The sequence below is a fragment of the Lacrimispora algidixylanolytica genome (assembly GCF_003609635.1).
Classification (GTDB): Bacteria; Bacillota; Clostridia; order Lachnospirales; family Lachnospiraceae; genus Lacrimispora; species Lacrimispora algidixylanolytica.
In genome coordinates, this window is record NZ_MCIA01000010.1 from 1 (window position 1) to 24,572 (window position 24,572).

General features: G+C 40.9%; 39 protein-coding genes and 1 pseudogene. 36 read left to right on the plus strand and 4 right to left on the minus strand.

The genetic code is table 11. The annotated features are described in order from the left end of the window. Positions 1-6: 6 nt before the first annotated feature. The 3 genes and pseudogenes from BET01_RS22595 to BET01_RS08110 all read right to left on the minus strand — a co-directional run. Positions 7-159 (minus strand): annotated as a pseudogene (locus BET01_RS22595) (transposase); the annotation flags it as partial. Positions 160-250: 91 nt separating this feature from the next. After that, a complete protein-coding gene (locus tag BET01_RS08105; protein ID WP_120196301.1) occupies positions 251-1,549 on the minus strand; it encodes a S8 family peptidase in 1,299 nt (432 codons plus the stop codon). 155 nt (positions 1,550-1,704) lie between these two features. After that, the gene (locus tag BET01_RS08110; RefSeq protein ID WP_120196302.1) at positions 1,705-2,151 is read right to left on the minus strand and encodes a hypothetical protein; all 447 of its coding nucleotides are present in this window, start codon (positions 2,149-2,151) and stop codon (positions 1,705-1,707) included. 174 nt (positions 2,152-2,325) lie between these two features. Here BET01_RS08110 and BET01_RS08115 point away from each other — a divergent pair, with 174 nt between their 5' ends. From BET01_RS08115 to BET01_RS08125, 3 genes are read left to right on the plus strand one after another with little or no spacing between them, the layout of a single operon-like run. Continuing rightward, a complete protein-coding gene (locus BET01_RS08115) occupies positions 2,326-3,033 on the plus strand; it encodes an N-acetylmannosamine-6-phosphate 2-epimerase (protein ID WP_120196303.1) in 708 nt (235 codons plus the stop codon). Between the two features lie 22 nt (positions 3,034-3,055). Further along, positions 3,056-3,910 carry a MurR/RpiR family transcriptional regulator gene (locus tag BET01_RS08120; protein ID WP_120196304.1) on the plus strand — a complete coding sequence of 285 codons (855 nt, stop codon included), beginning with the start codon at positions 3,056-3,058 and terminating at the stop codon, positions 3,908-3,910. Between the two features lie 52 nt (positions 3,911-3,962). Continuing rightward, on the plus strand, positions 3,963-5,000 hold the full coding sequence (locus BET01_RS08125) for an acyltransferase family protein (RefSeq protein ID WP_120196305.1): 1,038 nt from the start codon (positions 3,963-3,965) through the stop codon (positions 4,998-5,000). On the opposite strand, the gene BET01_RS08130 is transcribed toward BET01_RS08125, so the two are convergent. Then, the gene (locus tag BET01_RS08130; protein ID WP_120196306.1) at positions 4,983-5,852 is read right to left on the minus strand and encodes a class I SAM-dependent methyltransferase; all 870 of its coding nucleotides are present in this window, start codon (positions 5,850-5,852) and stop codon (positions 4,983-4,985) included. The two genes, BET01_RS08125 and BET01_RS08130, sit on opposite strands and share 18 nt — an antisense overlap. Positions 5,853-6,073: 221 nt before the next feature. On the opposite strand from BET01_RS08130, the gene BET01_RS08135 reads away from it, so the two are divergent. From BET01_RS08135 to BET01_RS08300, 33 genes are all read left to right on the plus strand, one after another. Beyond that, the gene (locus BET01_RS08135; RefSeq protein ID WP_120196307.1) at positions 6,074-6,343 is read left to right on the plus strand and encodes a hypothetical protein; all 270 of its coding nucleotides are present in this window, start codon (positions 6,074-6,076) and stop codon (positions 6,341-6,343) included. Positions 6,344-6,492: 149 nt separating this feature from the next. Further along, on the plus strand, positions 6,493-7,848 hold the full coding sequence (locus BET01_RS08140) for an N-acetylmuramoyl-L-alanine amidase family protein (RefSeq protein ID WP_120196308.1): 1,356 nt from the start codon (positions 6,493-6,495) through the stop codon (positions 7,846-7,848). 413 nt (positions 7,849-8,261) lie between these two features. Beyond that, a complete protein-coding gene (gene rpsJ / locus BET01_RS08150; RefSeq protein ID WP_013274341.1) occupies positions 8,262-8,579 on the plus strand; it encodes a 30S ribosomal protein S10 in 318 nt (105 codons plus the stop codon). Positions 8,580-8,759: 180 nt separating this feature from the next. Then, on the plus strand, positions 8,760-9,395 hold the full coding sequence (gene rplC, locus BET01_RS08155; protein ID WP_120196310.1) for a 50S ribosomal protein L3: 636 nt from the start codon (positions 8,760-8,762) through the stop codon (positions 9,393-9,395). A 29-nt stretch (positions 9,396-9,424) separates the two neighbouring features. Beyond that, positions 9,425-10,045 (plus strand): 50S ribosomal protein L4, encoded by a 621-nt coding sequence (rplD, locus tag BET01_RS08160; RefSeq protein ID WP_120196311.1) that lies wholly within the window; start codon positions 9,425-9,427, stop codon positions 10,043-10,045. Continuing rightward, on the plus strand, positions 10,045-10,344 hold the full coding sequence (gene rplW, locus BET01_RS08165) for a 50S ribosomal protein L23 (RefSeq protein WP_120196312.1): 300 nt from the start codon (positions 10,045-10,047) through the stop codon (positions 10,342-10,344). The genes rplD and rplW overlap by 1 nt, the downstream gene beginning before the upstream one ends. A 195-nt stretch (positions 10,345-10,539) precedes the next feature. After that, the gene (gene rplB, locus BET01_RS08170; protein WP_120196313.1) at positions 10,540-11,388 is read left to right on the plus strand and encodes a 50S ribosomal protein L2; all 849 of its coding nucleotides are present in this window, start codon (positions 10,540-10,542) and stop codon (positions 11,386-11,388) included. Positions 11,389-11,407: 19 nt separating this feature from the next. After that, positions 11,408-11,689 (plus strand): 30S ribosomal protein S19, encoded by a 282-nt coding sequence (rpsS, locus tag BET01_RS08175; protein ID WP_013274336.1) that lies wholly within the window; start codon positions 11,408-11,410, stop codon positions 11,687-11,689. A gap of 72 nt (positions 11,690-11,761) precedes the next feature. Then, the gene (rplV, locus tag BET01_RS08180; protein ID WP_120196314.1) at positions 11,762-12,148 is read left to right on the plus strand and encodes a 50S ribosomal protein L22; all 387 of its coding nucleotides are present in this window, start codon (positions 11,762-11,764) and stop codon (positions 12,146-12,148) included. 11 nt (positions 12,149-12,159) lie between these two features. Then, complete coding sequence (rpsC, locus tag BET01_RS08185) at positions 12,160-12,816, plus strand: 30S ribosomal protein S3 (RefSeq protein WP_120196315.1); 657 nt, start codon at positions 12,160-12,162, stop codon at positions 12,814-12,816. Further along, positions 12,816-13,241 carry a 50S ribosomal protein L16 gene (gene rplP, locus BET01_RS08190; RefSeq protein WP_120196316.1) on the plus strand — a complete coding sequence of 142 codons (426 nt, stop codon included), beginning with the start codon at positions 12,816-12,818 and terminating at the stop codon, positions 13,239-13,241. Before rpsC ends, rplP begins: the two co-directional genes overlap by 1 nt. A 2-nt stretch (positions 13,242-13,243) precedes the next feature. After that, on the plus strand, positions 13,244-13,450 hold the full coding sequence (rpmC, locus tag BET01_RS08195; protein WP_120196317.1) for a 50S ribosomal protein L29: 207 nt from the start codon (positions 13,244-13,246) through the stop codon (positions 13,448-13,450). Positions 13,451-13,543: 93 nt separating this feature from the next. Beyond that, positions 13,544-13,798, plus strand: coding sequence for a 30S ribosomal protein S17 (gene rpsQ, locus BET01_RS08200; RefSeq protein ID WP_120196318.1), 255 nt, complete (start codon positions 13,544-13,546; stop codon positions 13,796-13,798). A 23-nt stretch (positions 13,799-13,821) separates the two neighbouring features. Continuing rightward, positions 13,822-14,190: a 50S ribosomal protein L14 gene (gene rplN / locus BET01_RS08205; protein WP_120196319.1), complete on the plus strand. Its 369-nt coding sequence runs from the start codon at positions 13,822-13,824 to the stop codon at positions 14,188-14,190. A 14-nt stretch (positions 14,191-14,204) separates the two neighbouring features. Next, a complete protein-coding gene (rplX, locus tag BET01_RS08210; RefSeq protein WP_120196320.1) occupies positions 14,205-14,510 on the plus strand; it encodes a 50S ribosomal protein L24 in 306 nt (101 codons plus the stop codon). 21 nt (positions 14,511-14,531) lie between these two features. After that, the gene (gene rplE / locus BET01_RS08215; protein ID WP_120196321.1) at positions 14,532-15,071 is read left to right on the plus strand and encodes a 50S ribosomal protein L5; all 540 of its coding nucleotides are present in this window, start codon (positions 14,532-14,534) and stop codon (positions 15,069-15,071) included. 14 nt (positions 15,072-15,085) lie between these two features. Then, the gene (locus BET01_RS08220) at positions 15,086-15,271 is read left to right on the plus strand and encodes a type Z 30S ribosomal protein S14 (RefSeq protein WP_120196322.1); all 186 of its coding nucleotides are present in this window, start codon (positions 15,086-15,088) and stop codon (positions 15,269-15,271) included. Positions 15,272-15,295: 24 nt separating this feature from the next. Next, positions 15,296-15,697 carry a 30S ribosomal protein S8 gene (gene rpsH, locus BET01_RS08225; protein ID WP_120196323.1) on the plus strand — a complete coding sequence of 134 codons (402 nt, stop codon included), beginning with the start codon at positions 15,296-15,298 and terminating at the stop codon, positions 15,695-15,697. Positions 15,698-15,872: 175 nt separating this feature from the next. After that, the gene (gene rplF, locus BET01_RS08230; protein WP_120196324.1) at positions 15,873-16,415 is read left to right on the plus strand and encodes a 50S ribosomal protein L6; all 543 of its coding nucleotides are present in this window, start codon (positions 15,873-15,875) and stop codon (positions 16,413-16,415) included. Between the two features lie 17 nt (positions 16,416-16,432). Beyond that, positions 16,433-16,801 (plus strand): 50S ribosomal protein L18, encoded by a 369-nt coding sequence (gene rplR / locus BET01_RS08235; protein ID WP_120196325.1) that lies wholly within the window; start codon positions 16,433-16,435, stop codon positions 16,799-16,801. Positions 16,802-16,821: 20 nt separating this feature from the next. Beyond that, a complete protein-coding gene (gene rpsE / locus BET01_RS08240) occupies positions 16,822-17,331 on the plus strand; it encodes a 30S ribosomal protein S5 (RefSeq protein ID WP_120196326.1) in 510 nt (169 codons plus the stop codon). A 13-nt stretch (positions 17,332-17,344) separates the two neighbouring features. Further along, complete coding sequence (gene rpmD, locus BET01_RS08245; RefSeq protein WP_120196327.1) at positions 17,345-17,527, plus strand: 50S ribosomal protein L30; 183 nt, start codon at positions 17,345-17,347, stop codon at positions 17,525-17,527. Positions 17,528-17,553: 26 nt separating this feature from the next. Continuing rightward, positions 17,554-17,994, plus strand: coding sequence for a 50S ribosomal protein L15 (gene rplO / locus BET01_RS08250; protein WP_120196328.1), 441 nt, complete (start codon positions 17,554-17,556; stop codon positions 17,992-17,994). A 1-nt stretch (position 17,995) separates the two neighbouring features. After that, positions 17,996-19,318 carry a preprotein translocase subunit SecY gene (secY, locus tag BET01_RS08255; protein ID WP_120196329.1) on the plus strand — a complete coding sequence of 441 codons (1,323 nt, stop codon included), beginning with the start codon at positions 17,996-17,998 and terminating at the stop codon, positions 19,316-19,318. An 84-nt stretch (positions 19,319-19,402) separates the two neighbouring features. Then, positions 19,403-20,047, plus strand: a complete 645-nt coding sequence (locus tag BET01_RS08260) for an adenylate kinase (RefSeq protein ID WP_120196330.1) — start codon at positions 19,403-19,405, stop codon at positions 20,045-20,047. A gap of 3 nt (positions 20,048-20,050) precedes the next feature. After that, entirely contained in the window at positions 20,051-20,815 is a 765-nt protein-coding gene (gene map / locus BET01_RS08265; RefSeq protein ID WP_120196331.1) for a type I methionyl aminopeptidase, read from the plus strand. 10 nt (positions 20,816-20,825) lie between these two features. Continuing rightward, complete coding sequence (locus BET01_RS08270) at positions 20,826-21,107, plus strand: KOW domain-containing RNA-binding protein (protein WP_120196411.1); 282 nt, start codon at positions 20,826-20,828, stop codon at positions 21,105-21,107. Between the two features lie 5 nt (positions 21,108-21,112). After that, a complete protein-coding gene (infA, locus tag BET01_RS08275; RefSeq protein WP_120196332.1) occupies positions 21,113-21,331 on the plus strand; it encodes a translation initiation factor IF-1 in 219 nt (72 codons plus the stop codon). A gap of 308 nt (positions 21,332-21,639) precedes the next feature. Then, positions 21,640-21,753: a 50S ribosomal protein L36 gene (rpmJ, locus tag BET01_RS08280; RefSeq protein WP_003497809.1), complete on the plus strand. Its 114-nt coding sequence runs from the start codon at positions 21,640-21,642 to the stop codon at positions 21,751-21,753. A 28-nt stretch (positions 21,754-21,781) separates the two neighbouring features. Further along, positions 21,782-22,150, plus strand: a complete 369-nt coding sequence (gene rpsM / locus BET01_RS08285; protein WP_120196333.1) for a 30S ribosomal protein S13 — start codon at positions 21,782-21,784, stop codon at positions 22,148-22,150. A 233-nt stretch (positions 22,151-22,383) separates the two neighbouring features. Beyond that, positions 22,384-22,785: a 30S ribosomal protein S11 gene (rpsK, locus tag BET01_RS08290; protein WP_120196334.1), complete on the plus strand. Its 402-nt coding sequence runs from the start codon at positions 22,384-22,386 to the stop codon at positions 22,783-22,785. A 16-nt stretch (positions 22,786-22,801) separates the two neighbouring features. Then, positions 22,802-23,395, plus strand: coding sequence for a 30S ribosomal protein S4 (gene rpsD / locus BET01_RS08295; protein ID WP_120196335.1), 594 nt, complete (start codon positions 22,802-22,804; stop codon positions 23,393-23,395). A 108-nt stretch (positions 23,396-23,503) separates the two neighbouring features. Beyond that, a complete protein-coding gene (locus tag BET01_RS08300; protein WP_120196336.1) occupies positions 23,504-24,472 on the plus strand; it encodes a DNA-directed RNA polymerase subunit alpha in 969 nt (322 codons plus the stop codon). The last annotated feature ends 100 nt before the right edge of the window (positions 24,473-24,572 follow it).

Consider the following 24,572-nt stretch of genomic DNA (forward strand, 5'->3'; position numbering starts at 1 on the left):
TCAGCCTTTCTCCACAAAATATCTTGATAGGTCAATGTGATCCATAACTTCACAAAAAGTGTATACTGGATCGGAAATATCAATTAATTTTTCGATTTCCAATGGTAATTTTAACTGTCTTACAGTATAATTAACGTTGGTGTTTTTATTTATTAGCATAATTAATTATACCAAAAAATCGCTCAAGCCTCACGGCCTGAGCGATTTTTCTTTAACGGAGTTTTTTTACAGCCCCTTTTTTTGTATAATATTACTTCCAGTTCAGCGCACTGTAAGCGTCTAAAAGGCCGCCGCTTACGACTTTCCCCTGAAGAGAGTCCAGCTTTCTGCTGGAATTAAGCAGAATCTGTTTTACATCGGATAAGGAAATATCGGTCCGGTAAGAATAAACCATGGCAGCCACTCCAGTAACCATAGGAGCTGACATAGAGGTACCGCTCATAAAACCGTATTTATTACCTGGTATGGTACTGAGGATATAAGTGCCGGGAGCGGCAATATCCACACTTTTCGCTCCAAAATTGGATTCCTTGCTTAAGGTACCATCAAAGAGAATGTTTGCTACGGATATTACATTGTCAAAGGGGAGGGACGCTGGATACACAGGATTGATATCTGTATCATAACCAAGCCCGGAGATTCCTCCGTTTCCACTAGAAACAACAAATAGCATGTGAGAATTTTTGATGGTCTGGGCTAGTTCCTCGCTGTAGGCGGAGGTTCCCATACTTAAGTTGCAGATGGAAGCCCCATTGGCCTCGGCATAACGGATGGATTGAATGACTGCCTCCGGAGTTCCGGTGCCTTCTTTTCCACCCAGTGCCTTAAGGGGCATGATTTTAACATAACGGTTGTCTGTAATCCCAGCTATGCCATAAGCACCTCTTGCGGCCCCTATGGTACCAGCTGCATGGGTTCCGTGGCTGTCCTCACTTCCTAAAAACACCTTGTTGTTTCCAGAATAGAAGTTCCAGCCGTGGATATCATCTACAAGCCCATTGCCATCATTGTCCAGGCCGTCTCCAGCAATTTCACCTGGGTTTGTCCAGATGGAATCCCTAAGTTCTTGATGTTTGATATCAATGCCCGTATCTATGATGGCAAGAATGACAGAACGCTTTTCCCCTGCTTTTTCATAGGTTTCCCAAGCTGGTTGTATATCTATATCGATTCCTGCTACCGCTTTTGTAACTTTAGATTCATAATCCCCCGGGCCAGGTATTGGAAGTCCAAGACCCATACCGGATTTTAATCCGTCATAAACGTTATCAACTGACTGGAACTTAGATTTTAATTCCACAAGACGGAATTCGCCATCATTTTTCAATCCCCATTGATAGGTGGAAAATTCATCAGATGGGGATAGATTTACAAGTCCAGGCCCAATGGCAAGTGGGTGAAGGGCTTGTCCCTCATCGGTTGAAAACGAGCGGAGCACATGTTCGGTCCCTGGCTGATTTCCTGACGGTAATTGATTGGTCAGTTCAAAGGAAAGGCCGGTGAGCAAAATGGCAAGGGACAGACATGCGACTCTGGTTCTTTTTTTCATTATTTCGTTCTCCTTACTATGAAGCATTCATTAAAACTATTGCTATTATATCATAAACCCTACGCAGTGAGTCTTCAAATTATGTGAAAAAAAAGATTTATTTTATACTGAGATTGGAAAAAAAGAAAAACCCGGCTTTTCACCAGGTTTTCTATTTATGACTCCTCTTCCATATAAGGTTCCAATTTTGTATCATTTGATGACTCATTTTTACTCTTTTCAGAAGTTCTTCTCATTAACTCTTTATCGGCTTCTGCTTGACTAATGGTTCCTTTATCAACCAGCTTCTGTATCTCTGCTTCAGTAAGGCTGGTCAGGTTTTGAGTGCTGTCTGTGCCGGATTCCGAGGAATTGGATACAGAATCTGATTGGGATTTCAGCTGATAGGCTCTTCCCTCTTTGCTGATCTCTAAGGTATCCTTTGTCCGATCAGAGGGGGAAGACGCTGTTGGAACGTTGGTGGAGCCAGTGTCTACTAATCCTGTAATCTGCGCTTGTTGGGTTGCGACCTGCTCAGTGGACTTTTTTTCTTCTTCTTTTTGCAACTGGAGTTCCATTTGATAATCAAGGGTGGATGTTCCAGATATGCCTGTTATACTCATTTTAATTCCTCCTTTGTATATGAAATACAAAAAGTATAACATCAACATGTGTTCGTAAACTGAATTTAACCTTAAATTGGCTAGGGATATGAATAAAATTTCTAATTAAATTGTATTGAAATATATTTTTTATTTATGGTATGATTGTCTCATAAAAGAAAAGGGGGAGAGGCCATGAGAAAAAATCTTTACGATAAGCTTAGAAATGGTCTGATTGTATCCTGTCAGGCACTCAGCGATGAACCCCTATACAGTCCCCACATCATGTCCCGGATGGCATATGCCGCAAAAGAGGGTGGAGCTGTTGGCATCCGTGCCAATACGGTAGTGGATATCACAGCCATTAAACAAGAAGTAGACCTTCCTATCATTGGGATTGTAAAGCGAGAATATGATGGAAGTGAAGTGTATATAACGCCCACCATGAAGGAAATAGATGAACTGGTATCATGCGAGGCTGAGATCATTGCAATAGATGCCACCAATAGACCCCGCCCTGGAGGAAGAACTCTATCTGAATTTTGGAAGGAAGTCAAAGAAAAATATCCAGATCAGCTTTTCATGGCAGATTGTGCCTCTTATGAAGAAGGAATGAATGCGGCTTCTCTAGGTTTTGATTTCATTGGAACCACCATGAGCGGGTACACAGAGGAGACAAAAGATGCAAATCTTCCAAACCATGAATTGATGAGAAGGCTTTCTCTGGACTCACCAAAACCAGTGATTGCTGAGGGTGGTATCTGGACCCCGGAACAGTTAAAAGAGGCATTCTCTTTAGGCGTATTCGCTGCAGTGATAGGAAGTGCGATTACAAGGCCCAGGGATATCACCAAACATTTTATTTCCGGTTCCGGATGCCGAAGCGGTAATGAAATCAGATGAGGATAAAAGGAGCGTATATAATATGAAAGGGGATTTTTTAACCAGAATCCGTTTGGAATACAATCAGTTCACAAAAGCAGAGAAAAAGGTAGCTGATTACATCCTGCAAAATTCCAGAGAAGTCCTGTTTATGTCAATTACCGGACTAGCCGAGGCATGCGAAGTAGGAGATACCAGTGTATTTCGTTTCTGCAAGACCTTAGATTTAAAGGGATATCAGGAATTTAAGATGAGATTATCTTTGAGCCTTCACGATGAGACCACTGGACAGGGGCGTCTGGAAGGTAATATCAGTTTAAACGATTCCTTTAAAGAGGTCGCACGTAAAGTACTTAATACCAATATGGACACCCTGGAAGAGACGTATTCCCTTCTAGATGAAGTGCAGTTTGGAGCAGTCATTGATGCCCTTTATAAGGCAAGACGAATCTGTTTTTTTGGAGTTGGAACCAGTATGATATCCGCATTAAAAGCTGCGAATAAGTTTATGCGCATCGAGCCTAAAGTATTTTGTATCCAGGATGGACATATGCAGGCAATGGCAGCTTCTATGATGGAAGAAGGAGAAGCGGCTGTATTTTTCTCTTATTCCGGTGCTACAAAGGATACCATTCATGCTGCAGAGCTTGCGAAAAAGGCAGGTGCGGTTACGGTATGTATCACTCGGTTCTTAAAATCACCCCTCACTTCCTTTGCAGATATGACGCTTTTGTGTGGAGCCAATGAAGGCCCCCTTCAAGGAGGTTCCACTTCCTCTGAGATCAGTCAGCTATTTTTGATTGATTTAATGTATACGGAGTATTATAGGAGATATTTTGAACAGTGTGACAGGAATAATGAAAAAGCGTCGGCTTCTGTTCTGGATAAGATGTGGTAACTACAATGTTTCTATAAGATGTTTCTAAAAGATAAGGGAGAATGGTGGCCTCATGGAAGAGCAGAAGTTTAGAAATAAAATCATTTGGTTCACATTTTTCTTTAGTGTCCTTGTTATCTGGGTTCACTCCTATAACGCAGTTCTGTTTTTAGGTACAAATAAAATCGCTTACCGGGCTGATTATCTGGAGCGCTTTTTAGGTGATACAGTGGCTCAGGTGGCAGTCCCTGGTTTTTTCCTGATTTCATCTTATCTATTCTTTCGAACCTTTGCCTTAAACCGGATCTGGGTGAAATGGAATTCTAGAATACGAAGCGTCTTAGTTCCTTATATCCTATGGAATTTCCTCTATTATCTGGGTTATGTCATAGGTAGCAGGATTCCTGTTCTTACGAATATTATGGGGATGGGGAGAATTCCTTTTACCATCACTCAGGCAGGAGAAGCAATTCTATACCATACCTATAATTATGTGTTTTGGTATTTGAATCAACTCATTATACTTCTTATGTTGTCACCTATTATCTATCTTGTGGTAAAGAAGAAAATCATAGGAGGCGCTTTCTTATTAGGGATTTTAATCTCCATCTATTTAGGAGGAGAATTGAGGTTCGTAAATCTGGATGCCATGCTTTATTATACCGTTGGGGCATTTGCAGCAGTCCATGGAAAAGAAATTGTTGAAAGAACCTGGGATTTAAAAGCACTTTTGGTCGGAGGGACCTTGATTGTCTTAGCTTGTCTTGTGTATGGTTTTGATTTTCCAGGAGAGGCCGTAGGGGAGGTGGCAGCTTCCATTGTTTTGTTTCGTTTGTTTGTTCCAGTGGCTTTGTGGTTGATGGTTCCGGAATTTCTTCTGTTTGAAGCAAAGGAATGGATGAAGCAGAATTTCTTTCTTTATGCAATTCATTTTGCAATGGTAAGACTCATAAACAAAACAGGAGCATTTCTGCTCCCGTCTGTTCCGGTCATTCCCGTTGGAATCTTTCTAATGATGCCGGTTGTATGCGTTTTCCTTAGCTATTACATTGCGTGTCTTTTAAGAAAATTTCTGCCAAGAACCTGGTGTTTATTAAACGGAGGTCGATGACCAGCGTCCTGATGCGCCACATGGAAGTACCAGACCTGTCTGTGTGACTGGTAATCCAACTTCCCCAGCCTCTACAGTACCGCCGTATTTCTTTGCAACTTCCGTAGACAACATATAGGACAAGACAGAAGGTGCAAGCCCTGTTGTGTAAGAATTAATGAGGAAAAAAAGTGGGTCATCTGAGAGAAGCTTGGAACAGATCTGAACCAGTGGGTAGATGGCATCTTCAATCTTCCAAATCTCACCCTTAGGTCCTCTTCCGTAAGAAGGAGGATCCATGATAATGGCATCGTACTTAGTTCCTCTGCGGACTTCTCTTTCCACGAACTTCACACAGTCGTCTACGATCCAACGAATGGAAGCAGATTCTAAATTAGAGGAGCGAGCATTCTCTTTTGCCCAACCTACCATTCCCTTGGAAGCATCTACATGAGTAACAGTTGCTCCAGCCTGTGCTGCTGCTAAAGTCGCACCTCCTGTATATGCAAATAAGTTTAATACCTTGATCGGCCGTCCTGCCTTTTTAATTTTCTCACTGAACCAGTCCCAGTTCGCTGCTTGCTCCGGGAAGAGTCCCGTATGCTTAAAGCTAAAGGGTTTAAGCTGAAATGTCAGCTCCTTATAGCTTATGGTCCATTGCTCAGGAAGATTAAAAAATTCCCATTCTCCTCCGCCTTTTGCACTACGGTGATAATGGCCATTCATCTTCTTCCAGCCTTTTTCTGTTTTGGGAGTTGACCAGATGACCTGAGGGTCAGGACGAACAAGGAGATAATTCCCCCAGCGTTCCAGTTTTTCTCCTTCTGTACAATCTATAATTTCATAATCTTTCCAGCCGTCTGCAATCCACATATTCGGTGCCAACCTTTCTTTCTAACAATCCTGTATTTCCTATATTTTCGATGATTCTATGATTATACTGGAAAGAACTTTATGCGTCAAGTACGGTACTATACAGGTTTTGGACGGCTTTATTCACGTCTTGTATTTATGTCCTATATAATAAGGTATAAATAAGATTAAGAGGTGAACCGTTATGAGTTGTTTACGCATGGGCTTTTGTGTAGGAAACTGTGGTCAGAGCTGTTGGTGTAATTACCGATTCTGCAATGGCTGCGGTAATTCTTGTAATCTCTGCTTTAACAATTGCTCTAACCGCAGATGTTGCGGTGGGAACCGCTGTTGCCAACGCTGTAACCGTTGTGGTAACTGTAGATGCAGATGTGGATGCAGAAATAATCGTTGTAATTAACAGAATGTATTGTCATTCTTTCATACTTCATAGATTTGGGTGGGTTTCCGGCTTTGCCGGGCCCGCCTTTTTTGTTGCATATCAGACATAAAAGGTTAAGAACTCTTTCATATTCTTATGGATGGCAGAACAGAGCAATAATTTTGTAATAGAATTGAAAGATTAAAACAGTTGAATTATCTGAGAATAATTGTTAAAATAAAATTAGTAAAAAAGGAAATCCCTGTAAGGAGTGACAATATGAAAAGAAAAGGTCTCATTGTACTGGCGGTAACTGCCGTGCTGGCGGTTCATGTTTCCACGGTAGATGCCTATGCTGGATGGGAGAAATCCGCTTCCGGCAATAACTGGGTGTTTGCAGATGAATCTGGGAATAAAGTAACCAATACCTGGAAAAAAGGTGAAGACAACAACTGGAGATACTTAAACAGCAGTGGTGAGATGTCACTTAATTCCTGGGTGGAGAATACTTATTATGTGGATTCCAACGGAATTTTAGTGACGGATAAGTGGATGAAGTTTCAGGATAATGGCTCTGCTAATTATAAGTGGTATTATTTTGGAAGCAGTGGAAAAGCCATTATGGACAACTGGTCTAAGATCAACAACAAGTGGTATTACTTTGATGCCAATGGGGAGATGCAGACTGGTTGGGTTTTAGATGATATGTATTACACTGGAACAGACGGTGCGATGAGGACAGGCTGGCAGAAGCTATATCCCCCTGACAGCAACGAAGAAACTGGTAGGGTTAATCCTGGAGACAGTGATGACGGAAAGTTCTGGTACTACTTTAGTGAGAACGGGAAAAAGTATGTACCAAAAGATGTGTCCGGAGATTATGGTTCTTATAAGATTGATGGAATCGCTTATTGTTTTGATTCAGATGGGTCTCTTCAGACTGGCTGGAAGAATGTTGGTGTGGACAACGCAGAGCACGAGATTCAAAATTACAAATACTACGATAGTAATGGTAAACTAAGAGTGGGTTGGTTTTCCGTTGAGCCTCCAAAGGAAATTTCGGGTTATGAGGAAAATGTTGAATGGTTTTACTTTTCCACTGCAGGCGTACCAAAAGCCGGACCGAAAGAGGGAGAAGCTACTACACAGAATTTAACCAAAATCAATGACAAGACTTATTTGTTCAATGAGTTGGGCAATCCTGTCTATGGTCTTCAGAAAGTATCCATTGGCGGATCTTCTGATTATACGGCTTTTTATTTCGGAGAAAAGAAAGCCAGCACCATGCAAAAAGGCAAAGTTAAGGTAATAGAAGGTGATGGCAGCGACGCAACCTATTATTTTAGTGACAGCGGTCGTGGCTACACCGGAGTAAAGGATGGTTATCTCTACTATATGGGAAAGCTTCAATGTGCGGATAGCGGGAATAAGTATGATCCAATTGCTATTCCAACAGGAAGCACGAAGACTACCTATGTAGTGAATACCTCTGGTAAAGTATCAAAGAATACTACAGTCAAAAGCGCAGACGGTGTAAAGTATAAGACCGGAAGCAACGGTAATCTGATCAAGGTAGATGAAGAGAATCCATCTGGTAATGAAGGGAAAGCCCCCACAGAACCAGCTTGGCAGTAGGAAAATGGTTCAGACATGGGGCATTCATCATTTGCGGACTGCATCCTATAGAAAAAGACAGGCAACTTTGGCTTTGTGAGCAAGCTCACACGGGAAAGTTGTCTGTCTTTTTCTGCATGACTTAGTTTTATGAATAATTTCAAAAAAAATGCTTGCAATGGAAAAAAATATATGTTATTATGTTAAGGCTGTGGCATGATAGCGTTGAAACGAGAGGTTGCTGCTTGTATAAGCAGGTTTTCTCGTAGAGCGAATGTCAAGTTAGGAAACTGGCGACAAGTCACTGTACAATTTAAAACTCTGGAATTGAAAGAGAAACTCTGTGTGAGGTCCTGTAGGACACACACGGTAACGTGTACAGTCACCGCTTGTCGTACTTCTATTATAAGTGCGAAAAGGAGGCGACTTTTTTTATGGCAAGTCAAGTAATGAGAATCACATTAAAGGCATACGATCATCAGTTAGTTGATCAGTCTGCAGGTAAGATTATCGACACTGTGAAAAAGACAGGATCTAAAGTGAGTGGACCAGTGCCGTTACCAACCAAGAAGGAAGTGGTAACTATCTTAAGAGCGGTTCATAAGTACAAAGATTCAAGAGAACAGTTCGAGCAGAGAACACACAAGAGACTCATTGATATCATCACACCAAGCCAGAAAACTGTTGATGCATTATCCAGATTGGAAATGCCAGCAGGTGTGTACATCGATATCAAGATGAAGAATAAATAATCTTCATCAGAAACAATTTAGGTAATGTCCTGAAGGGTTTTAATATAGAAGCAACACTTTTTTCCTGTAAGGAATCAACATCTCTGCCAGGCAGAGTCATAGTGTTCCACGTATATTGGGCTGTTCTAGGATGATTGCGAAAGCAATCCGCTGTAGAATTAACAAACAGGAGGTAAAAACATGAAGAAAGCTATTTTAGCGACGAAGATCGGAATGACACAGATCTTCAATGAAAATGGAGTATTAACTCCAGTAACAGTTCTTCAGGCTGGTCCTTGTGTAGTAACACAGATCAAGACCGTTGAGAACGATGGTTACAGTGCAGTACAGGTTGGTTATGTTGATAAGAGAGAAAAACTCGTTAGCAAGCCAATTAAAGGCCATTTTGAAAAAGCTGGCGTTTCTTACAAGAGATTTGTAAGAGAATTTAAGCTTGAGAATGCTGATCAGTATTCTGTTAAAGACGAAATCAAAGCTGATATCTTCGCTGCAGGCGATAAGATAGATGCAACCGCAATCTCCAAAGGTAAAGGTTTCCAGGGTGCTATTAAGAGACACGGACAGTCCAGAGGGCCTATGGCTCACGGTTCTAAGTTCCATCGTCATGCTGGTTCCAATGGTGCTGCTTCTGATCCAAGTAAAGTATTTAAAGGCAAGAAGATGCCTGGACAGATGGGTAACAAGAGGATAACAATCCAGAACCTTGAAATCGTAAGGGTTGATATTGAAACTAACCTGATTTTAGTTAAGGGTGCTATCCCAGGACCAAGAAAATCTCTAGTAACAATCAAGGAAACAGTAAAGGCATCTAAATAATGCTTTTATAAGAAAGGAGGATCATACAGATGGCAAACGTATCTGTTTACAATATGGAAGGTAAAGAAGTTGGCACATTAGAGTTAAGCGATGCAGTGTTTGGCGTAGATGTTAATGAACATCTCGTACACATGGCAGTCGTAAGCCAGCTTGCAAATAAGCGCCAGGGAACACAGAAAGCAAAAACACGTGCTGAAGTATCCGGTGGCGGAAGAAAACCATGGAAGCAAAAGGGAACTGGTCACGCAAGACAGGGTTCTACAAGATCTCCACAGTGGACAGGCGGTGGAGTTGTATTCGCTCCAACACCAAGAGATTACACAATCAGACTGAACAAGAAAGAAAAAAGACTTGCTCTTAAATCTGCATTATCAAGCAGAGTAAGCGAGAATAAATTCATTATTGTTGATGAGTTAAAGTTTGATGAGATCAAAACAAAGAAATTCCAGGCTGTATTAAGCAACTTAAAGGTATCCAAAGCACTTGTGGTTGTTGGTGACGACAGCACAAACGTAGTATTAAGCGCAAGAAACATTGCTACAATTAAAACTGCTTTTGTTAACACAATCAATGTATACGATATCTTAAAGTACAACACAGTTGTTGCTACCAAGACTGCTGTTGCAGCAATCGAGGAGGTGTACGCATAATGGCAGATATAAAATATTACGACGTAATTCAAAAACCTGTAGTAACTGAGAAGAGCATGAACGCTATGGCGTCCAAAAAGTATACATTTATTGTTCACACAGATGCTAACAAGACTATGATTAAAGAAGCTGTTGAGAAGATGTTCCCAGGCACTAAAGTTGCCAACGTGAACACTATGAACTTAGAAGGTAAGACCAAAAGAAGAGGTACAACTTTCGGTAAGACATCTAAGACAAAGAAAGCGATCGTTCAGTTAACAGCAGATAGCAAAGAGATCGAAATTTTCGAAGGACTGTAAAATCGGAACGCTTGGTGGCGCGTGAAACACTAGAAACGGTTATTTCGTTTTTCGTGTGAAAACGGATACTCCAAACTGAGTGAGGAGTATCTTTTGCACCGTCAGAGAGTAAAACATACAAACAGTCAACCTATGTGATGAACCTTATATCACGATAATTAGATACGCCAGGCGGCGTTGAGAGGAGAAATAATCATGGGAATTAAAAAGTATAACCCATATACCCCTTCCAGAAGACACATGACCGGTTCGGATTTCAGCGAAATCACAAAAGATACACCTGAAAAATCTTTGATTGGTAAGACAATCAAGAAGTCAGCTGGCCGTAATAATCAGGGTAAAATCACTGTTAGACATCGCGGAGGCGGCGTTAAACGTAAATTTAGAATCATCGATTTCAAGAGAAATAGCAAAGATGGTATTGTTGCAACTGTAATTGGTATCGAATATGATCCAAACAGAACAGCAAATATCGCTTTAATCAGCTATGTTGATGGTACAAAAGCCTATATCCTCGCTCCTGCTGGTTTAACAGACGGAATGAAGGTTATGAGCGGTGAAACTGCAGAAGCAAAAGTAGGTAACTGCTTACCATTAAACAAGATCCCGGTTGGTACTCAGGTTCATAACATTGAGCTCTACCCAGGAAAAGGTGGTCAGTTAGTTCGCTCTGCTGGTAACGGCGCACAGTTAATGGCAAGAGAAGGCAAGTTTGCAACTCTTCGTTTACCTTCTGGTGAGATGAGAATGGTTCCAATTAACTGCAGAGCCAGCATTGGTGTTGTAGGTAATGGTGATCATAACTTAATCAATATTGGTAAAGCCGGTAGAAAACGTCACATGGGATTCCGTCCTACAGTCCGCGGTTCTGTTATGAACCCGAATGACCATCCACACGGTGGTGGTGAAGGTAAGACTGGTATTGGCCGTCCAGGTCCAAGTACACCATGGGGCAAACCAGCACTTGGCTATAAGACCAGAAAGAAAAACAAGCAGTCTAACAAGTTAATCGTTAGAAGAAGAGATGGAAAAACCGTCAAATAATTGAAGGAGGTTAGAATCTATGGCTCGCTCACTTAAAAAAGGACCATTTGCAGATGCACATTTACTCAAAAAAGTAGATGTTATGAACGCAGCAGGACAGAAACAGGTAATTAAGACCTGGTCACGCCGTTCTACAATCTTCCCACAGATGGTTGGACATACAATTGCAGTTCATGATGGCAGAAAACACGTTCCAGTATATGTTACCGAAGATATGGTTGGACATAAACTGGGTGAATTCGTTGCTACTAGAACTTACAGAGGACATGGCAAAGACGAGAAAAAGTCTGGTCGTAAGTAAATAAAGAAACAGACTCCCTCCGGGTAGTCCTAAGGACTCCCAAAGGGCGTTATAGTTGAAAGGAGGATTACCATGGCTAAAGGACATAGAAGCCAGATTAAGAGAGAAAGAAATGCCGAGAAGGACATGAGACCGTCAGCAAAGTTATCCTATGCTAGAGTATCTGTTCAGAAAGCATGTTTCGTATTAGATGCTATCAGAGGCAAGGACGTTCAGACAGCACTTGGTATTGTACTTTACAATCCCAGATATGCTTCTACTTTAATAGAAAAGTTATTAAAATCAGCATTAGCTAATGCTGAAAATAACAACGGAATGGACCCAACAAAGCTTTATGTTGAAGAATGTTTTGCTAACAAGGGACCAACAATGAAAAGAGTAAAACCGAGAGCACAGGGCCGCGCTTATAGAATTGAAAAAAGAATGAGCCACATCACGGTTGTGCTTAATGAAAGATAAGGAGGCAAATAATGGGACAGAAAGTTAATCCACACGGCTTAAGAGTCGGTGTTATTAAAGACTGGGACTCAAAATGGTATGCTGAAGCTGATTTCGCAGACAACTTAATAGAAGACTATGCGATCAGAAAATTTCTGAAGAAGAGATTATACAGCGCTGGCATTTCTCATATTGAAATTGAAAGATCATCTGACCGAGTTAAGGTTATTATCCACACAGCTAAACCAGGTGTTGTAATTGGCAAGGGTGGTTCTGAAATTGAGAGATTAAAAGTTGAAGTTCAGAAACTTACAGATAAGAAGTTATTTGTTGATATTAAAGAAATTAAAAGACCAGATAAAGATGCTCAGCTTGTTGCTGAATCTATCGCTCAGCAGTTAGTAAATCGTGTATCATTCCGTCGTGCGTTGAAATCCACTATGGGTCGTTCTATGAAGACTGGTATTAAGGGTATCAAAGCTGCAGTTGCAGGCCGTCTTGGCGGTGCAGATATGGCTCGTAGCGAGTCCTACAGCGAGGGAACAATTCCGTTACAGACATTAAGAGCAGATATTGACTACGGTTTCGCTGAAGCAGATACAACCTTCGGTAAGGTCGGCGTTAAGGTTTGGATCTATAATGGTGAAGTACTTCCAACTAAAGGAAACAAGGAAGGGAGAGATAAATAATGTTAATGCCAAAAAGAGTTAAACGTCGTAAACAGTTCCGTGGAAACATGGCTGGTAAAGCTTTAAGAGGCAATAAGATCAGCAACGGTGAGTTCGGTTTAGTCTCTTTAGAGCCATGTTGGATCAGATCTAACCAGATCGAGGCAGCCCGTGTTGCCATGACTCGTTACATCAAGCGTGGTGGTAAAGTTTGGATTAAAATCTTCCCGGATAAACCTGTAACAGCAAAACCAGCAGAAACCCGAATGGGTTCCGGTAAGGGCAGTTTGGAATACTGGGTAGCAGTAGTAAAACCAGGCCGTGTATTATTCGAGATCGCTGGAGTACCTGAAGAAACAGCACGTGAAGCTTTACGTCTTGCTATGCACAAATTACCATGCAGATGTAAAATTGCTGCTAAAGCAGATTTAGAAGGCGGTGAATAACAGTGAAAACTAATAAGTATGTAGAAGAATTAAAAGCAAAATCAGTCTCTGAACTGAATACAGAATTAGTAGCTGCTAAGAAAGAACTTTTCAATTTAAGATTTCAGAATGCGACCAATCAGCTTGATAACACAAACAGAATCAAGGAAGTTCGCAAGAACATTGCTAGAATCCAGACTGTTATAACTGAGAGAGCAAAGTTAGCTTAAATTGTTATTTCATAAAAGCATGACACACACGAGTGCGTGTAAACTTATAGATAGGGCCGATGAGGCCATAAACTCGAAAGGAGAATACCTAACGTGGAGAGAAATCTTAGAAAAACCCGTACTGGTAAGGTTGTAAGTGACAAGATGGATAAAACTATCGTAGTTGCTATTGAAGACCATGTAGAACATCCTTTATACGGCAAGATCGTAAAAAGAACGTATAAATTAAAAGCACATGATGAGAAGAATGATTGCAACATGGGCGATACCGTAAAAGTAATGGAGACAAGACCACTATCTAAAGATAAGAGATGGAGACTTGTTGAGGTTATTGAAAGAGCGAAATAATTTACTAGGAAGGAGTAACAGGCATGATTCAGCAGGAGACCAGATTAAGGGTTGCTGATAATACCGGTGCAAAGGAACTTCTTTGCATCCGTGTTATGGGTGGATCTACAAGAAGATATGCTAGTATTGGTGATATTATCGTTGCCACTGTTAAAGATGCAACACCTGGTGGTGTTGTAAAGAAAGGCGATGTAGTTAAGGCCGTTGTTGTACGTACTGTAAAGGGCGCACGCCGTAAAGACGGTTCCTATATCAAGTTCGATGAGAATGCTGCCGTAATTATCAAAGATGACAAGACTCCAAAAGGAACTCGTATCTTTGGGCCGGTTGCCAGAGAGTTAAGAGAGAAGCATTTCATGAAGATTGTTTCCTTAGCTCCAGAAGTATTATAAGGAGGTGTCGGACTGTGCATAAAATTAAAAGAGATGACCTGGTTAAAGTTATCGCAGGTAAAGATAGAAACAAACAGGGTAAGGTTCTTAATATAGACGCTAAGAACAATAAAGTAACCGTTGAAGGTGTTAACATGATTACAAAGCATGTTAAGCCAAGTGCAGGCAATCAGCAGGGCGGAATCGTTCAGAAGGAAGCTGCATTTGATATTTCAAACGTTATGCTCGTTGTTAACGGAACAGCAACAAGAGTTGGTTTTGAAGTAAAAGATGGTAAAAAAGTACGTGTTGCAAAAGCAACCGGTAAGGTAATTGACTAATTCGGAGAGGAGGAATAAAAATTGGCTAGATTAAAAGAGACTTACAATACAGAGATCGTAGAAGCTATGATCAAAAAATTTGGCTATAAGAACGTTATGGAAGTGCCAAAGTTAGATAAGATTGTCATCAATATGGGTATTGGTGAAGCAAAAGATAATGCCAAGGTTTTAGACTCTGCAGTCAGAGATTTAGAGATTATCTCCGGTCAGAAGGCAGTCTTAACAAAGGCTAAGAAATCAATTGCTAACTTCAAACTTAGAGAAGGTATGCCAATCGGTTGTAAAGTAACATTACGTGGGAAGAGAATGTATGAATTTGCTGATCGTCTGATCAACCTTGCACTTCCTCGTGTACGTGACTTTAGAGGCGTAAATGCCAACGCATTTGATGGTAGAGGTAACTTTGCACTTGGTATCAAGGAACAGCTTATTTTCCCTGAAATTGAGTACGATAAGGTTGACAAGGTAAGAGGTATGGACATTATTTTTGTTACTACCGCTAAGACAGACGAAGAATCCCGTGAACTTTTGACATTATTCAATATGCCATTTGCAAAATAGTAGGAGGAATAATCATGGCTAAGACTTCAATGAAGATCAAACAGCAGAAACCAGCAAAATTCTCCTCAAGAGAATATAGTCGTTGCAGAATCTGCGGTCGTCCACATGCTTATTTAAGAAAATACGGAGTTTGCAGAATCTGCTTCCGTGAATTAGCATACAAGGGTCAGATCCCAGGTGTTAAAAAAGCTAGCTGGTAAAATTAGGAAGGAGGCAATTTCAAAATGACAATGAGCGATCCAATTGCAGATATGCTTACAAGAGTACGTAACGCAAATACTGCCAAACATGATACAGTAGATATACCTTCATCCAAGATGAAATTAGCTATTGCTGATATCCTTGTGAAAGAGGGATACGTTAAAAAATATGATATCGTAGAAGACGGTGCATTCCAGTCAATTAGAATCACTTTAAAGTACGGTAAAGATAAAAATGAAAAAATCATAACAGGTATTAAGAGAATCTCCAAGCCAGGTTTACGTGTATACGCAAACAAAGAGGAGTTACCTAAAGTACTTGGTGGTTTAGGAATCGCAATTATCTCCACAAATCAGGGTGTGATTACTGATAAAGTAGCACGTAACATGAATGTTGGCGGAGAAGTTTTAGCATTTGTTTGGTAGGCATTGAACACTTAATGAACGTGAGCTGCAGGCGAAGCGTGAGTTTAGTATGAAAGCCGTTCTTCGACCAAAGGGAGAAGAACTACCCTGTGAACCGTAGTGGGAATCAGGGGTTAAGCATCTGAAAACAGAGGGAACAAAACGTTCCTTCCGAGAATTTAAGGAGGTAAACGGCATGTCACGTATCGGAAGAATGCCTATCGCGATTCCAGCAGAAGTTACTGTAACAATCGCAGAAAATAACAAAGTGACTGTAAAAGGTCCTAAGGGAACTCTTGAGAGAGATTTACCTGTAGAGATGACAATCAAAGAAGAAGATGGTCATATCTTAGTTACTAGACCAAATGACTTAAAGAGAATGAAAGCTTTACATGGTCTGACTAGAACACTTGTTAACAATATGGTTGTTGGTGTTACTAGCGGCTATGAGAAGAAGCTGGAAATCAACGGTGTTGGTTACAGAGCTCAGAAGCAGGGTAACAAATTAATTCTGTCTCTTGGTTACTCTCATCCAGTTGAAATGACTGATCCAGAAGGCATTGAAGCCATTATGGAAGGTCAGAACATCATTTTCATAAAAGGTATCGATAAAGAAAAAGTAGGCCAGTACGCTGCTGAAATCAGAGATAAGAGAAGACCTGAACCTTATAAGGGCAAGGGTATTAAGTATGCTGACGAAGTAATTAGACGTAAAGTTGGTAAGACTGGTAAGAAATAATTAAGGAGGGTGTAAAGATGGTTAGCAAACAGTCAAGAAGCAAAGTTCGCGTTAAAAAGCACAACAGAATTCGTAATCGTTTTGCAGGCACTGCAGGAAGACCGCGTTTAGCTGTGTTTAGAAGCAATAATCATATGTATGCTCAAATTATTGACGATACAGTTGGTAAGACTTTAGTCACTGCTTCTACAGTAGAAAAAGAAGTAAAGGCAGAATTAGAGAAAACTAACGACGTTGATGCTGCAGCATATGTAGGTACCATAGTGGCTAAGAGAGCCATTGAAAAAGGTATCAAGGAAGTTGTCTTTGACAGAGGCGGTTTTATATATCAGGGTAAAGTTCAGGCATTAGCAGACGCAGCAAGAGAAGCTGGTCTGGAATTCTAAGTAGAGAGGAGAATGACAGCGTGAAACGTACAATTGTTGATGCAAATCAGGTAGAATTAAACGACAGAGTAGTTGCTATCAAGCGTGTATCTAAAACCGTTAAAGGTGGACGTACCATGAGATTCTCTGCTTTAGTAGTAGTAGGCGATGGTAATGGCCGCGTAGGTGCAGGTCTTGGCAAAGCTGGTGAAGTTCCAGAAGCAATTCGTAAAGGAAAAGAGGCTGCTGTTAAGAACATGGTTAATGTTCCTATTGATGAAAATAACAGTATTCCCCATGACCTAATCGGAAAATTTGGAAGTGCAGCTGTACTTTTAAAGAGAGCTTCAGAAGGTACTGGAGTTATCGCAGGAGGTCCTGCTCGTGCAGTAGTTGAGCTTGCAGGAATTAAGAATATCCGTACAAAGTCTATGGGCTCTAACAATAAAACTAATGTTGTTTTAGCAACAATCAAAGGATTGACTCAGTTAAAGACTCCTGAGGAAGTTGCTAGACTTCGCGGTAAAACTGTAGAAGAGATTTTAGGCTAAGGAGGATAAGAAGATGGCAGATAAATTAAAAATCACATTGGTGAAATCCCCGATCGGTGCAGTTCCGAAGCACAAAGCAACTGTTTTAGCATTAGGCTTAAAGAAGCTTCATAAAACAGTTGAGATGCCGAATAACGAAGCGGTGAGAGGTATGATCGCCAACGTGCGTCATTTAGTAAAAGTTGAAGAGATTTAAGAAAATACAGTAAGGAGGTGCAAGCGATGGATTTATCAAATTTACAGCCTGCGTTAGGTTCTAAACACAGCAATAACTTCAGAAGAGGCCGTGGCCATGGTTCAGGTAACGGTAAGACTGCAGGTAAAGGTCATAAAGGACAGAAAGCTCGTTCTGGAGCTACCAGACCTGGTTTTGAAGGCGGACAGATGCCTTTATACAGACGTATTCCGAAGAGAGGCTTTACAAATAGAAACTCTAAGACAATTATCGGCATAAATGTAAGCGCTTTGGATAGTTTTGAAGACGGTACAGTTGTTACTGTTGAAACATTACTAGAAAGCGGAATCGTTAAGAATCCGCGTGATGGTGTTAAGATCCTTGGAAATGGAGAATTAACCAAAAAGCTTACAGTAAAGGTGGATGCTTTCAGCGAAGGCGCAAAAACCAAAATCGTGGCTTTAGGTGGAACCTGCGAGGTGATCTAATATGTTGAAAACACTCCGTAATGCATTTAAGATCAAGGATGTAAGACAGAAACTTATCTTCACATTCATGATGCTGGTGGTTACTAGAATTGGTTCACAGTTACCGATTCCAGGAGTTGAAACAAGCTTTTTTAAAGATTTTTTTGCTCGGCAGAACAACGATGCGTTTGGTTTTTTTAACGCCATGACAGGTAGTTCTTTTACGAATATGTCTGTTTTTGCCTTGAGCATTACCCCTTACATCACTTCTTCCATTATCATGCAGCTTTTAACTATTGCTATCCCCAAACTTGAGGAGATGCAAAAAGATGGTGAAGATGGTAGAAAGAAGATAGCAGAATACACCCGTTACGTAACAGTTGGTTTGGCATTAATCGAGTCCATCGCTATGGCGATTGGATTCGGCGGCCAGGGACTGTTGAAAGACTTTAGTGCTTTAAGTATTATCATTGCAGTTGCTACTATGACTGCTGGTAGTGCACTCCTTATGTGGATTGGTGAGCGTATCACAGAGAATGGTGTGGGAAATGGTATTTCCATCGTCCTTTTATTTAACATCATCTCCAGCTTCCCTTCCGATGCATCAACCTTATATACCAGATTCATGACTGGTAAATCAGTAGCATTGGTAGCCATTGCAGGCATTATCATATTTGCCATAATTGTAGCGATTGTTGTTTTTGTCGTTGTCCTTCAGGGCGGCGAGAGAAGAATTCCTGTACAGTATTCCAAAAAGATGCAGGGACGGAAGATGGTTGGCGGTCAAGCCTCCAGTATTCCGCTCAAAGTAAATACAGCTGGTGTTATCCCGGTTATCTTTGCTTCTTCCATCATGTCTTTCCCGGTTGTTATTTCCCAGTTCTTTGGAAATCGGATTGACTACAGCAGTATTGGTGGACACATCTTAACTGCACTTAATTCTTCCAGTTGGTTTAAAGTGGATAGACCTTTCTATTCCGTAGGCATGATCGTTTATGTGGCTCTTATCATTATATTTGCTTATTTCTATACTTCCATTACATTTAATCCATTGGAAGTTGCAAATAACATGAAAAAGTCAGGTGGTTTTATACCGGGCATCCGTCCTGGAAAGCCTACCAGCGATTATCTTAACTCAATTTTAAACTATGTTGTATTTCTAGGTGCATGCGGTTTGACGATTATTTGTATTATCCCTATTATGGTTTCAGGCTTATTTAGCGTAAGCCACTTATCCTTTGGAGGTACTTCACTTATTATTATTGTCAGTGTTGTACTTGAGACATTAAAGGCGATAGAATCTCAGATGCTTGTACGTAATTATAAAGGATTTTTGAATGATTAAAGCACAAACCAAGGGAAGCGCGCATGGCATGTTTCCCTTGGAATTTGTGCTATTTAACCTTATGTTTCCAAGGAGGGACTGTTGATGAAGATCATCATGTTAGGTGCCCCTGGTGCCGGTAAAGGTACTCAGGCGAAAAAGATATCTGAAAAATATCAGATTCCGCACATTTCTACCGGAGATATTTTCCGTGCTAATATTAAAGACGGAACAGAACTAGGAAAAATGGCAAAAGAATATATGGATCAAGGGGCACTTGTTCCAGATGAACTCACTATAGGAATGTTTATAGATCGTATTCAGAAGGAAGATTGCGACAACGGATACGTGCTGGACGGATTCCCAAGAACCATTCCGCAGGCAGAATGCTTGAAGAAGGCTATCTCTGAAATGGGACAAAAGATTGATTTTGCGATAAACGTAGATGTACCAGATGAAAATATCGTCAGCAGAATGTCTGGCCGCCGAGCTTGTGTTACTTGCGGTGCTACATATCATGTTTTATTTAACCCAACCAAGGTTCCGGGCATATGTGATATTTGCGGTTCAGAACTTATGTTAAGAGACGATGACAAACCTGAGACGGTAAAGAAACGCCTTTCCGTTTATCACAGTCAAACAAAGCCTCTCATTGAATATTATAAGAATGAAGGCATGTTAGTAGACATTGACGGAACCCAAGATTTAGGTAAGGTGTTCACCGATATCGTTTCTATTTTAGGAGCTTAGTTTATGTCAGTTACGATTAAATCTGCAAGAGAGATAGAACGAATGAGAGAAGCCGGAAGGATTCTTAGTATTACCCATGAAGAACTTTCAAAGGCTCTAAAGCCCGGAATGACAACCTGGGATATCGACCATATGGGAGAAGAGATCATAAGAAGCTACGGCTGTACGCCATCCTTTTTAAACTATAATGGATATCCTGCATCTATTTGCGTTTCCGTAAACGACGAAGTGGTTCATGGGATTCCAGATAAGAAACGTTTTCTACAGGAAGGCGATATCGTAAGTCTTGATGCTGGCGTCATTTATGAAGGATATCATTCTGATGCTGCAAGGACTTATGGCATAGGAGAAATTACTCCAAGTGCAGGCCAGCTGATTGAAGTGACAAGACAATGTTTCTTCGAAGGGATTAAATTTGCAAAATCTGGCAATCATCTAGGTGATATATCTGCTGCGATTCAAAAATATGCAGAAAGTTTTGGCTATGGTGTTGTCCGTGATCTGGTAGGGCATGGAATTGGAGCTAATCTCCATGAGGAGCCTGAGGTACCGAATTTCGTTCAGAGAAGACGAGGAATCATACTGAGACCGGGAATGACTCTTGCTATTGAGCCGATGATCAATGAAGGAACACCGGATGTGGAATGGCTTGATGATGACTGGACCGTTGTAACGGAAGACGGAACGCTGTCTGCTCATTATGAAAATACCATTCTGATTACTGAAGGGGAGCCGGAGATATTAAGTCTGGTAAATGGAAGTAGGTAAGTTATTGCCCATGGAATTAGAAGTAGGATTACTGGTACAATCAATTGCGGGACACGATAAAGGTAGCTATTTCTTCATATTTAAAGAAGAAGCCGAATATATATATCTGGTGGATGGAAAATACCGATGTCTGGACCGTCCGAAGAAGAAAAAGAAAAAGCATGTAAAATCCCTGGTATGGGAGAAGCAGTCTCCTGGTGATAAGATCCGGGAGAAGCTAAAAGTCACCGATGAAGAAATCAAATACTTCATCCGATGTTTCAAAAGAGAAGAACAGGTTGTTAGGAGGTAAGCTTTATGTCAAAAGCAGATGTTATTGAAATTGAAGGAGTCGTTGTGGAAAAACTTCCCAATGCTATGTTCCAGGTTGAACTGGAAAATGGTCATCAGGTATTGGCCCACATTAGCGGTAAGCTCCGTATGCATTACATTCGTATTTTACCTGGAGATAAGGTGACTATTGAAATGTCTCCTTATGATCTAAGTAAGGGAAGAATCATCTGGAGAGATAAATAAGTCATTATAATGTCTTCAGAGACCTTTTTACCATGACACACCAGGGTAAAGGGTTAATAAATATATAGGAAAAAGCTCTTGCAATTTCTGCCGATTGGTGGTATAATGCTGGAGCGACTTTGTTGAAATACTGGGTGTATTATGCCTGTAAGGCAGCACTGGTTTTATATAAAACACACTGCGGTATACTCAGAAGGCTCTTTGCAAAAGGAGGCTCTTAAGGTCATGGGGGTAAGCTAGCTTATCCGGATACCAGAAGGTGCTTCCGGCATCATGCCAAAGAGCTCATAAAGGAAAGGAGAATTGCTGTGAAGGTTAGATCATCAGTCAAACCAATTTGCGAAAAGTGCAAAATCATCAAAAGAAAAGGCAGTATCAGAGTAATCTGTGAAAATCCTAAGCATAAGCAGAGACAAGGTTAAAAAATATTAATGGAGGTGTACTACACAAATGGCTCGTATTTCAGGTGTTGATTTACCAAGAGAAAAACGTGTTGAGATCGGCTTAACTTATATCTACGGTATTGGTAGAACAAGTTCAAACCGCATTCTCACAAGCGCAGGCGTTAGTCCTGACACTCGTGTCAAGGATTTAACAGACGATGAAGTTAAAAGAATTGCAGAAGAAATTACTGCTAGTCAGACAGTTGAAGGTGATTTACGTAGAGAAATCGCTATGAACATCAAGAGACTTCAGGAAATCGGTTGCTACCGCGGAATTCGTCATAGAAAGAGTCTTCCTGTTCGTGGTCAGAAGACAAAGACCAACGCAAGAACAAGAAAAGGCCCAAGAAAGACTGTAGCAAATAAGAAGAAATAGGCATCGAACACTTAGTGAGGTATCTCACGAACTTAGTGTGACAGCGTGCCCCGCTTTATCGGGCAAAGCCGTTCTTTGACCGTTAGGAAAAAGAACATCAATATAACAAACAATACAGAATCACGTTACATGTTTTAAAAACAGGAATAACAGGATTCGATATTCGTACCCTGCGTCGGCTCTTATTATGAGGGCAGGGCGGAGCAAGTAAAAAGAAAGTAGGTTAGTTTAAAATGGCTAAAAAAATGTCCACTACTAAAAAAGTGACAAAAAAGCGCGTAAAGAAAAACGTTGAACGCGGACAAGCACACATCCAGTCATCTTTTAATAACACAATCGTGACGTTAACGGATACACAGGGTAATGCATTATCCTGGGCAAGTGCTGGTGGTCTGGGATTTAGAGGTTCAAGGAAATCTACTCCATATGCAGCTCAGATGGCGGCAGAAACTGCTACTAAGGCGGCTCTTATACATGGTTTAAAATCAGTAGACGTTATGGTTAAGGGGCCTGGTTCAGGTCGTGAAGCAGCTATTCGTGCACTTCAGGCATGCGGATTAGAAGTAACCAGCATAAAGGACGTAACACCAGTTCCACATAATGGTTGTCGTCCACCAAAACGTAGAAGAGTTTAATTAGGAGGAAATTACAGTGGCAGTTGATAGAGTTCCTGTTCTTAAAAGATGTAGATCCCTTGGTCTTGATCCAATCTATTTAGGAATAGATAAAAAATCAAAAAGAGAATTAAAAAGAGCGAATAGAAAGATGAGCGAATATGGCACTCAGCTTAGAGAAAAGCAGAAGGCTAAATTCATCTACGGCGTTCTTGAGAGACCTTTCCGTAACTATTATGCTAAGGCTTCAAAAATGAATGGTATGGTTGGTGAAAACCTCATGACCCTTCTTGAGAGAAGACTTGACAATGTAGTATTCCGTATGGGATTTGGAAGAACAAGAAGAGAGACCAGACAGATGGTTGACCACAAGAGTCTTCTTGTAAATGGTAAATGCGTTAACATTCCATCTTTCTTAGTAAAGGTTGGAGATGTAATTGAAGTGAAAGAAAAATGCAAAACCAATGCAAGATTCAAAAGTGTTCAGGAGACAACAGCAGGACGTTTAGTTCCAGCTTGGCTTGATGTTGACCATGAGAATTTACGTGGTACTGTTAAAGAGTTACCAACAAGAGATGAGATTGATGTTCCAGTGAATGAAATGCTTATCGTCGAGTTGTACTCCAAATAATTGAAAGTCTGTTGATAGAAGCTGGCTTTCGCCCGGGGGTCCTTCGCCTCCGGGCAAGGTTTGAGTATAAGACCCTCGATACAAATTACCCAAAAGGAGGGGCTATTAGTGTTCGATTTTGAAAAACCAAATATTGAGATCGCTGAGATCTCAGAAGACAAGAAATATGGCAAGTTTGTAGTTGAACCGCTTGAAAGAGGTTATGGTACGACTTTAGGTAATTCCTTAAGAAGAATCATGCTCTCTTCCCTACCGGGCGCTGCAGTTAGTCAGGTAAAAATCGACGGCGTTTTGCATGAATTCAGTTCTATTCCAGGTGTAAAAGAGGATGTAACTGAGATCATTATGAACATCAAGAGCTTATCTATTAGAAACAATAGCGATACCAACGAAGCAAAAGTTGCATACATCGAGTTTGAAGGCGAAGGTGTTGTTACTGCTGCTGATATCCAGGCTGATCCTGATATTGAGATTATGAACCCGGATATGGTTATCGCTACACTTAGTGGCGGAACAGACAGCAAGTTCTATATGGAACTTACTATCACTAAGGGCCGTGGCTATGTGAGTGCAGACAAAAACAAGAGTGATGATTTACCGATTGGGGTAATCGCGGTTGATTCTATTTATACACCAGTAGAACGCGTTAACATGACGGTACAGAACACCCGAGTAGGTCAGGTCACTGACTATGATAAGTTGGCATTAGATGTATTTACAAACGGTACTTTAGCACCAGATGAGGCTGTAAGCCTTGCAGCTAAAGTATTAAGCGAGCATTTAAGCCTGTTCATTGATTTATCTGAAAACGCTAAGACTGCTGAAGTCATGGTGGAGAAGGAAGACAATGAGAAGGAAAAAGTGCTTGAGATGAACATTGATGAACTGGAGCTTTCTGTCCGTTCATACAATTGTCTTAAGAGAGCTGGAATCAATACCGTTGAAGAACTGTGCAACCGCACTTCTGAGGATATGATGAAAGTTCGTAACCTTGGCCGCAAGTCTTTAGAAGAAGTGTTAGCCAAGTTAAAAGAGTTAGGCTTACAGCTTAACCCAAGCGATGATTCCAATGTATAATTGATCCTTCTGGATTGAGGCGGGTGTGTTTACATACCCAATACATGGAGATTTAGCACCGATACAGTAAGACCGAAGAAGCATGTATCTGTGTTCCACA

What these genes read in the sequence shown, in the direction of transcription:
- rplR (WP_120196325.1), top strand. Translation starts at nt 16,433, where the DNA reads ATGGTTAGCAAACAGTCAAGAAGCAAAGTTCGCGTTAAAAAGCACAAC.
- rpsK (WP_120196334.1), top strand. Translation starts at nt 22,384, where the DNA reads ATGGCTAAAAAAATGTCCACTACTAAAAAAGTGACAAAAAAGCGCGTA.
- rpsM (WP_120196333.1), top strand. Translation starts at nt 21,782, where the DNA reads ATGGCTCGTATTTCAGGTGTTGATTTACCAAGAGAAAAACGTGTTGAG.
- infA (WP_120196332.1), top strand. Translation starts at nt 21,113, where the DNA reads ATGTCAAAAGCAGATGTTATTGAAATTGAAGGAGTCGTTGTGGAAAAA.
- rplF (WP_120196324.1), top strand. Translation starts at nt 15,873, where the DNA reads ATGTCACGTATCGGAAGAATGCCTATCGCGATTCCAGCAGAAGTTACT.
- rplB (WP_120196313.1), top strand. Translation starts at nt 10,540, where the DNA reads ATGGGAATTAAAAAGTATAACCCATATACCCCTTCCAGAAGACACATG.
- rpsC (WP_120196315.1), top strand. Translation starts at nt 12,160, where the DNA reads ATGGGACAGAAAGTTAATCCACACGGCTTAAGAGTCGGTGTTATTAAA.
- BET01_RS08115 (WP_120196303.1), top strand. Translation starts at nt 2,326, where the DNA reads ATGAGAAAAAATCTTTACGATAAGCTTAGAAATGGTCTGATTGTATCC.
- rplP (WP_120196316.1), top strand. Translation starts at nt 12,816, where the DNA reads ATGTTAATGCCAAAAAGAGTTAAACGTCGTAAACAGTTCCGTGGAAAC.
- rplC (WP_120196310.1), top strand. Translation starts at nt 8,760, where the DNA reads ATGAAGAAAGCTATTTTAGCGACGAAGATCGGAATGACACAGATCTTC.
- rpmD (WP_120196327.1), top strand. Translation starts at nt 17,345, where the DNA reads ATGGCAGATAAATTAAAAATCACATTGGTGAAATCCCCGATCGGTGCA.
- rpsS (WP_013274336.1), top strand. Translation starts at nt 11,408, where the DNA reads ATGGCTCGCTCACTTAAAAAAGGACCATTTGCAGATGCACATTTACTC.
- rplN (WP_120196319.1), top strand. Translation starts at nt 13,822, where the DNA reads ATGATTCAGCAGGAGACCAGATTAAGGGTTGCTGATAATACCGGTGCA.
- secY (WP_120196329.1), top strand. Translation starts at nt 17,996, where the DNA reads ATGTTGAAAACACTCCGTAATGCATTTAAGATCAAGGATGTAAGACAG.
- BET01_RS08110 (WP_120196302.1), bottom strand. Translation starts at nt 2,151, where the DNA reads ATGAGTATAACAGGCATATCTGGAACATCCACCCTTGATTATCAAATG.
- BET01_RS08120 (WP_120196304.1), top strand. Translation starts at nt 3,056, where the DNA reads ATGAAAGGGGATTTTTTAACCAGAATCCGTTTGGAATACAATCAGTTC.
- rplO (WP_120196328.1), top strand. Translation starts at nt 17,554, where the DNA reads ATGGATTTATCAAATTTACAGCCTGCGTTAGGTTCTAAACACAGCAAT.
- map (WP_120196331.1), top strand. Translation starts at nt 20,051, where the DNA reads ATGTCAGTTACGATTAAATCTGCAAGAGAGATAGAACGAATGAGAGAA.
- BET01_RS08130 (WP_120196306.1), bottom strand. Translation starts at nt 5,852, where the DNA reads ATGTGGATTGCAGACGGCTGGAAAGATTATGAAATTATAGATTGTACA.
- BET01_RS08270 (WP_120196411.1), top strand. Translation starts at nt 20,826, where the DNA reads ATGGAATTAGAAGTAGGATTACTGGTACAATCAATTGCGGGACACGAT.
- BET01_RS08220 (WP_120196322.1), top strand. Translation starts at nt 15,086, where the DNA reads ATGGCTAAGACTTCAATGAAGATCAAACAGCAGAAACCAGCAAAATTC.
- BET01_RS08125 (WP_120196305.1), top strand. Translation starts at nt 3,963, where the DNA reads ATGGAAGAGCAGAAGTTTAGAAATAAAATCATTTGGTTCACATTTTTC.
- rplD (WP_120196311.1), top strand. Translation starts at nt 9,425, where the DNA reads ATGGCAAACGTATCTGTTTACAATATGGAAGGTAAAGAAGTTGGCACA.
- BET01_RS08105 (WP_120196301.1), bottom strand. Translation starts at nt 1,549, where the DNA reads ATGAAAAAAAGAACCAGAGTCGCATGTCTGTCCCTTGCCATTTTGCTC.
- BET01_RS08260 (WP_120196330.1), top strand. Translation starts at nt 19,403, where the DNA reads ATGAAGATCATCATGTTAGGTGCCCCTGGTGCCGGTAAAGGTACTCAG.
- rpsH (WP_120196323.1), top strand. Translation starts at nt 15,296, where the DNA reads ATGACAATGAGCGATCCAATTGCAGATATGCTTACAAGAGTACGTAAC.
- BET01_RS08140 (WP_120196308.1), top strand. Translation starts at nt 6,493, where the DNA reads ATGAAAAGAAAAGGTCTCATTGTACTGGCGGTAACTGCCGTGCTGGCG.
- rpsJ (WP_013274341.1), top strand. Translation starts at nt 8,262, where the DNA reads ATGGCAAGTCAAGTAATGAGAATCACATTAAAGGCATACGATCATCAG.
- rplW (WP_120196312.1), top strand. Translation starts at nt 10,045, where the DNA reads ATGGCAGATATAAAATATTACGACGTAATTCAAAAACCTGTAGTAACT.
- rplV (WP_120196314.1), top strand. Translation starts at nt 11,762, where the DNA reads ATGGCTAAAGGACATAGAAGCCAGATTAAGAGAGAAAGAAATGCCGAG.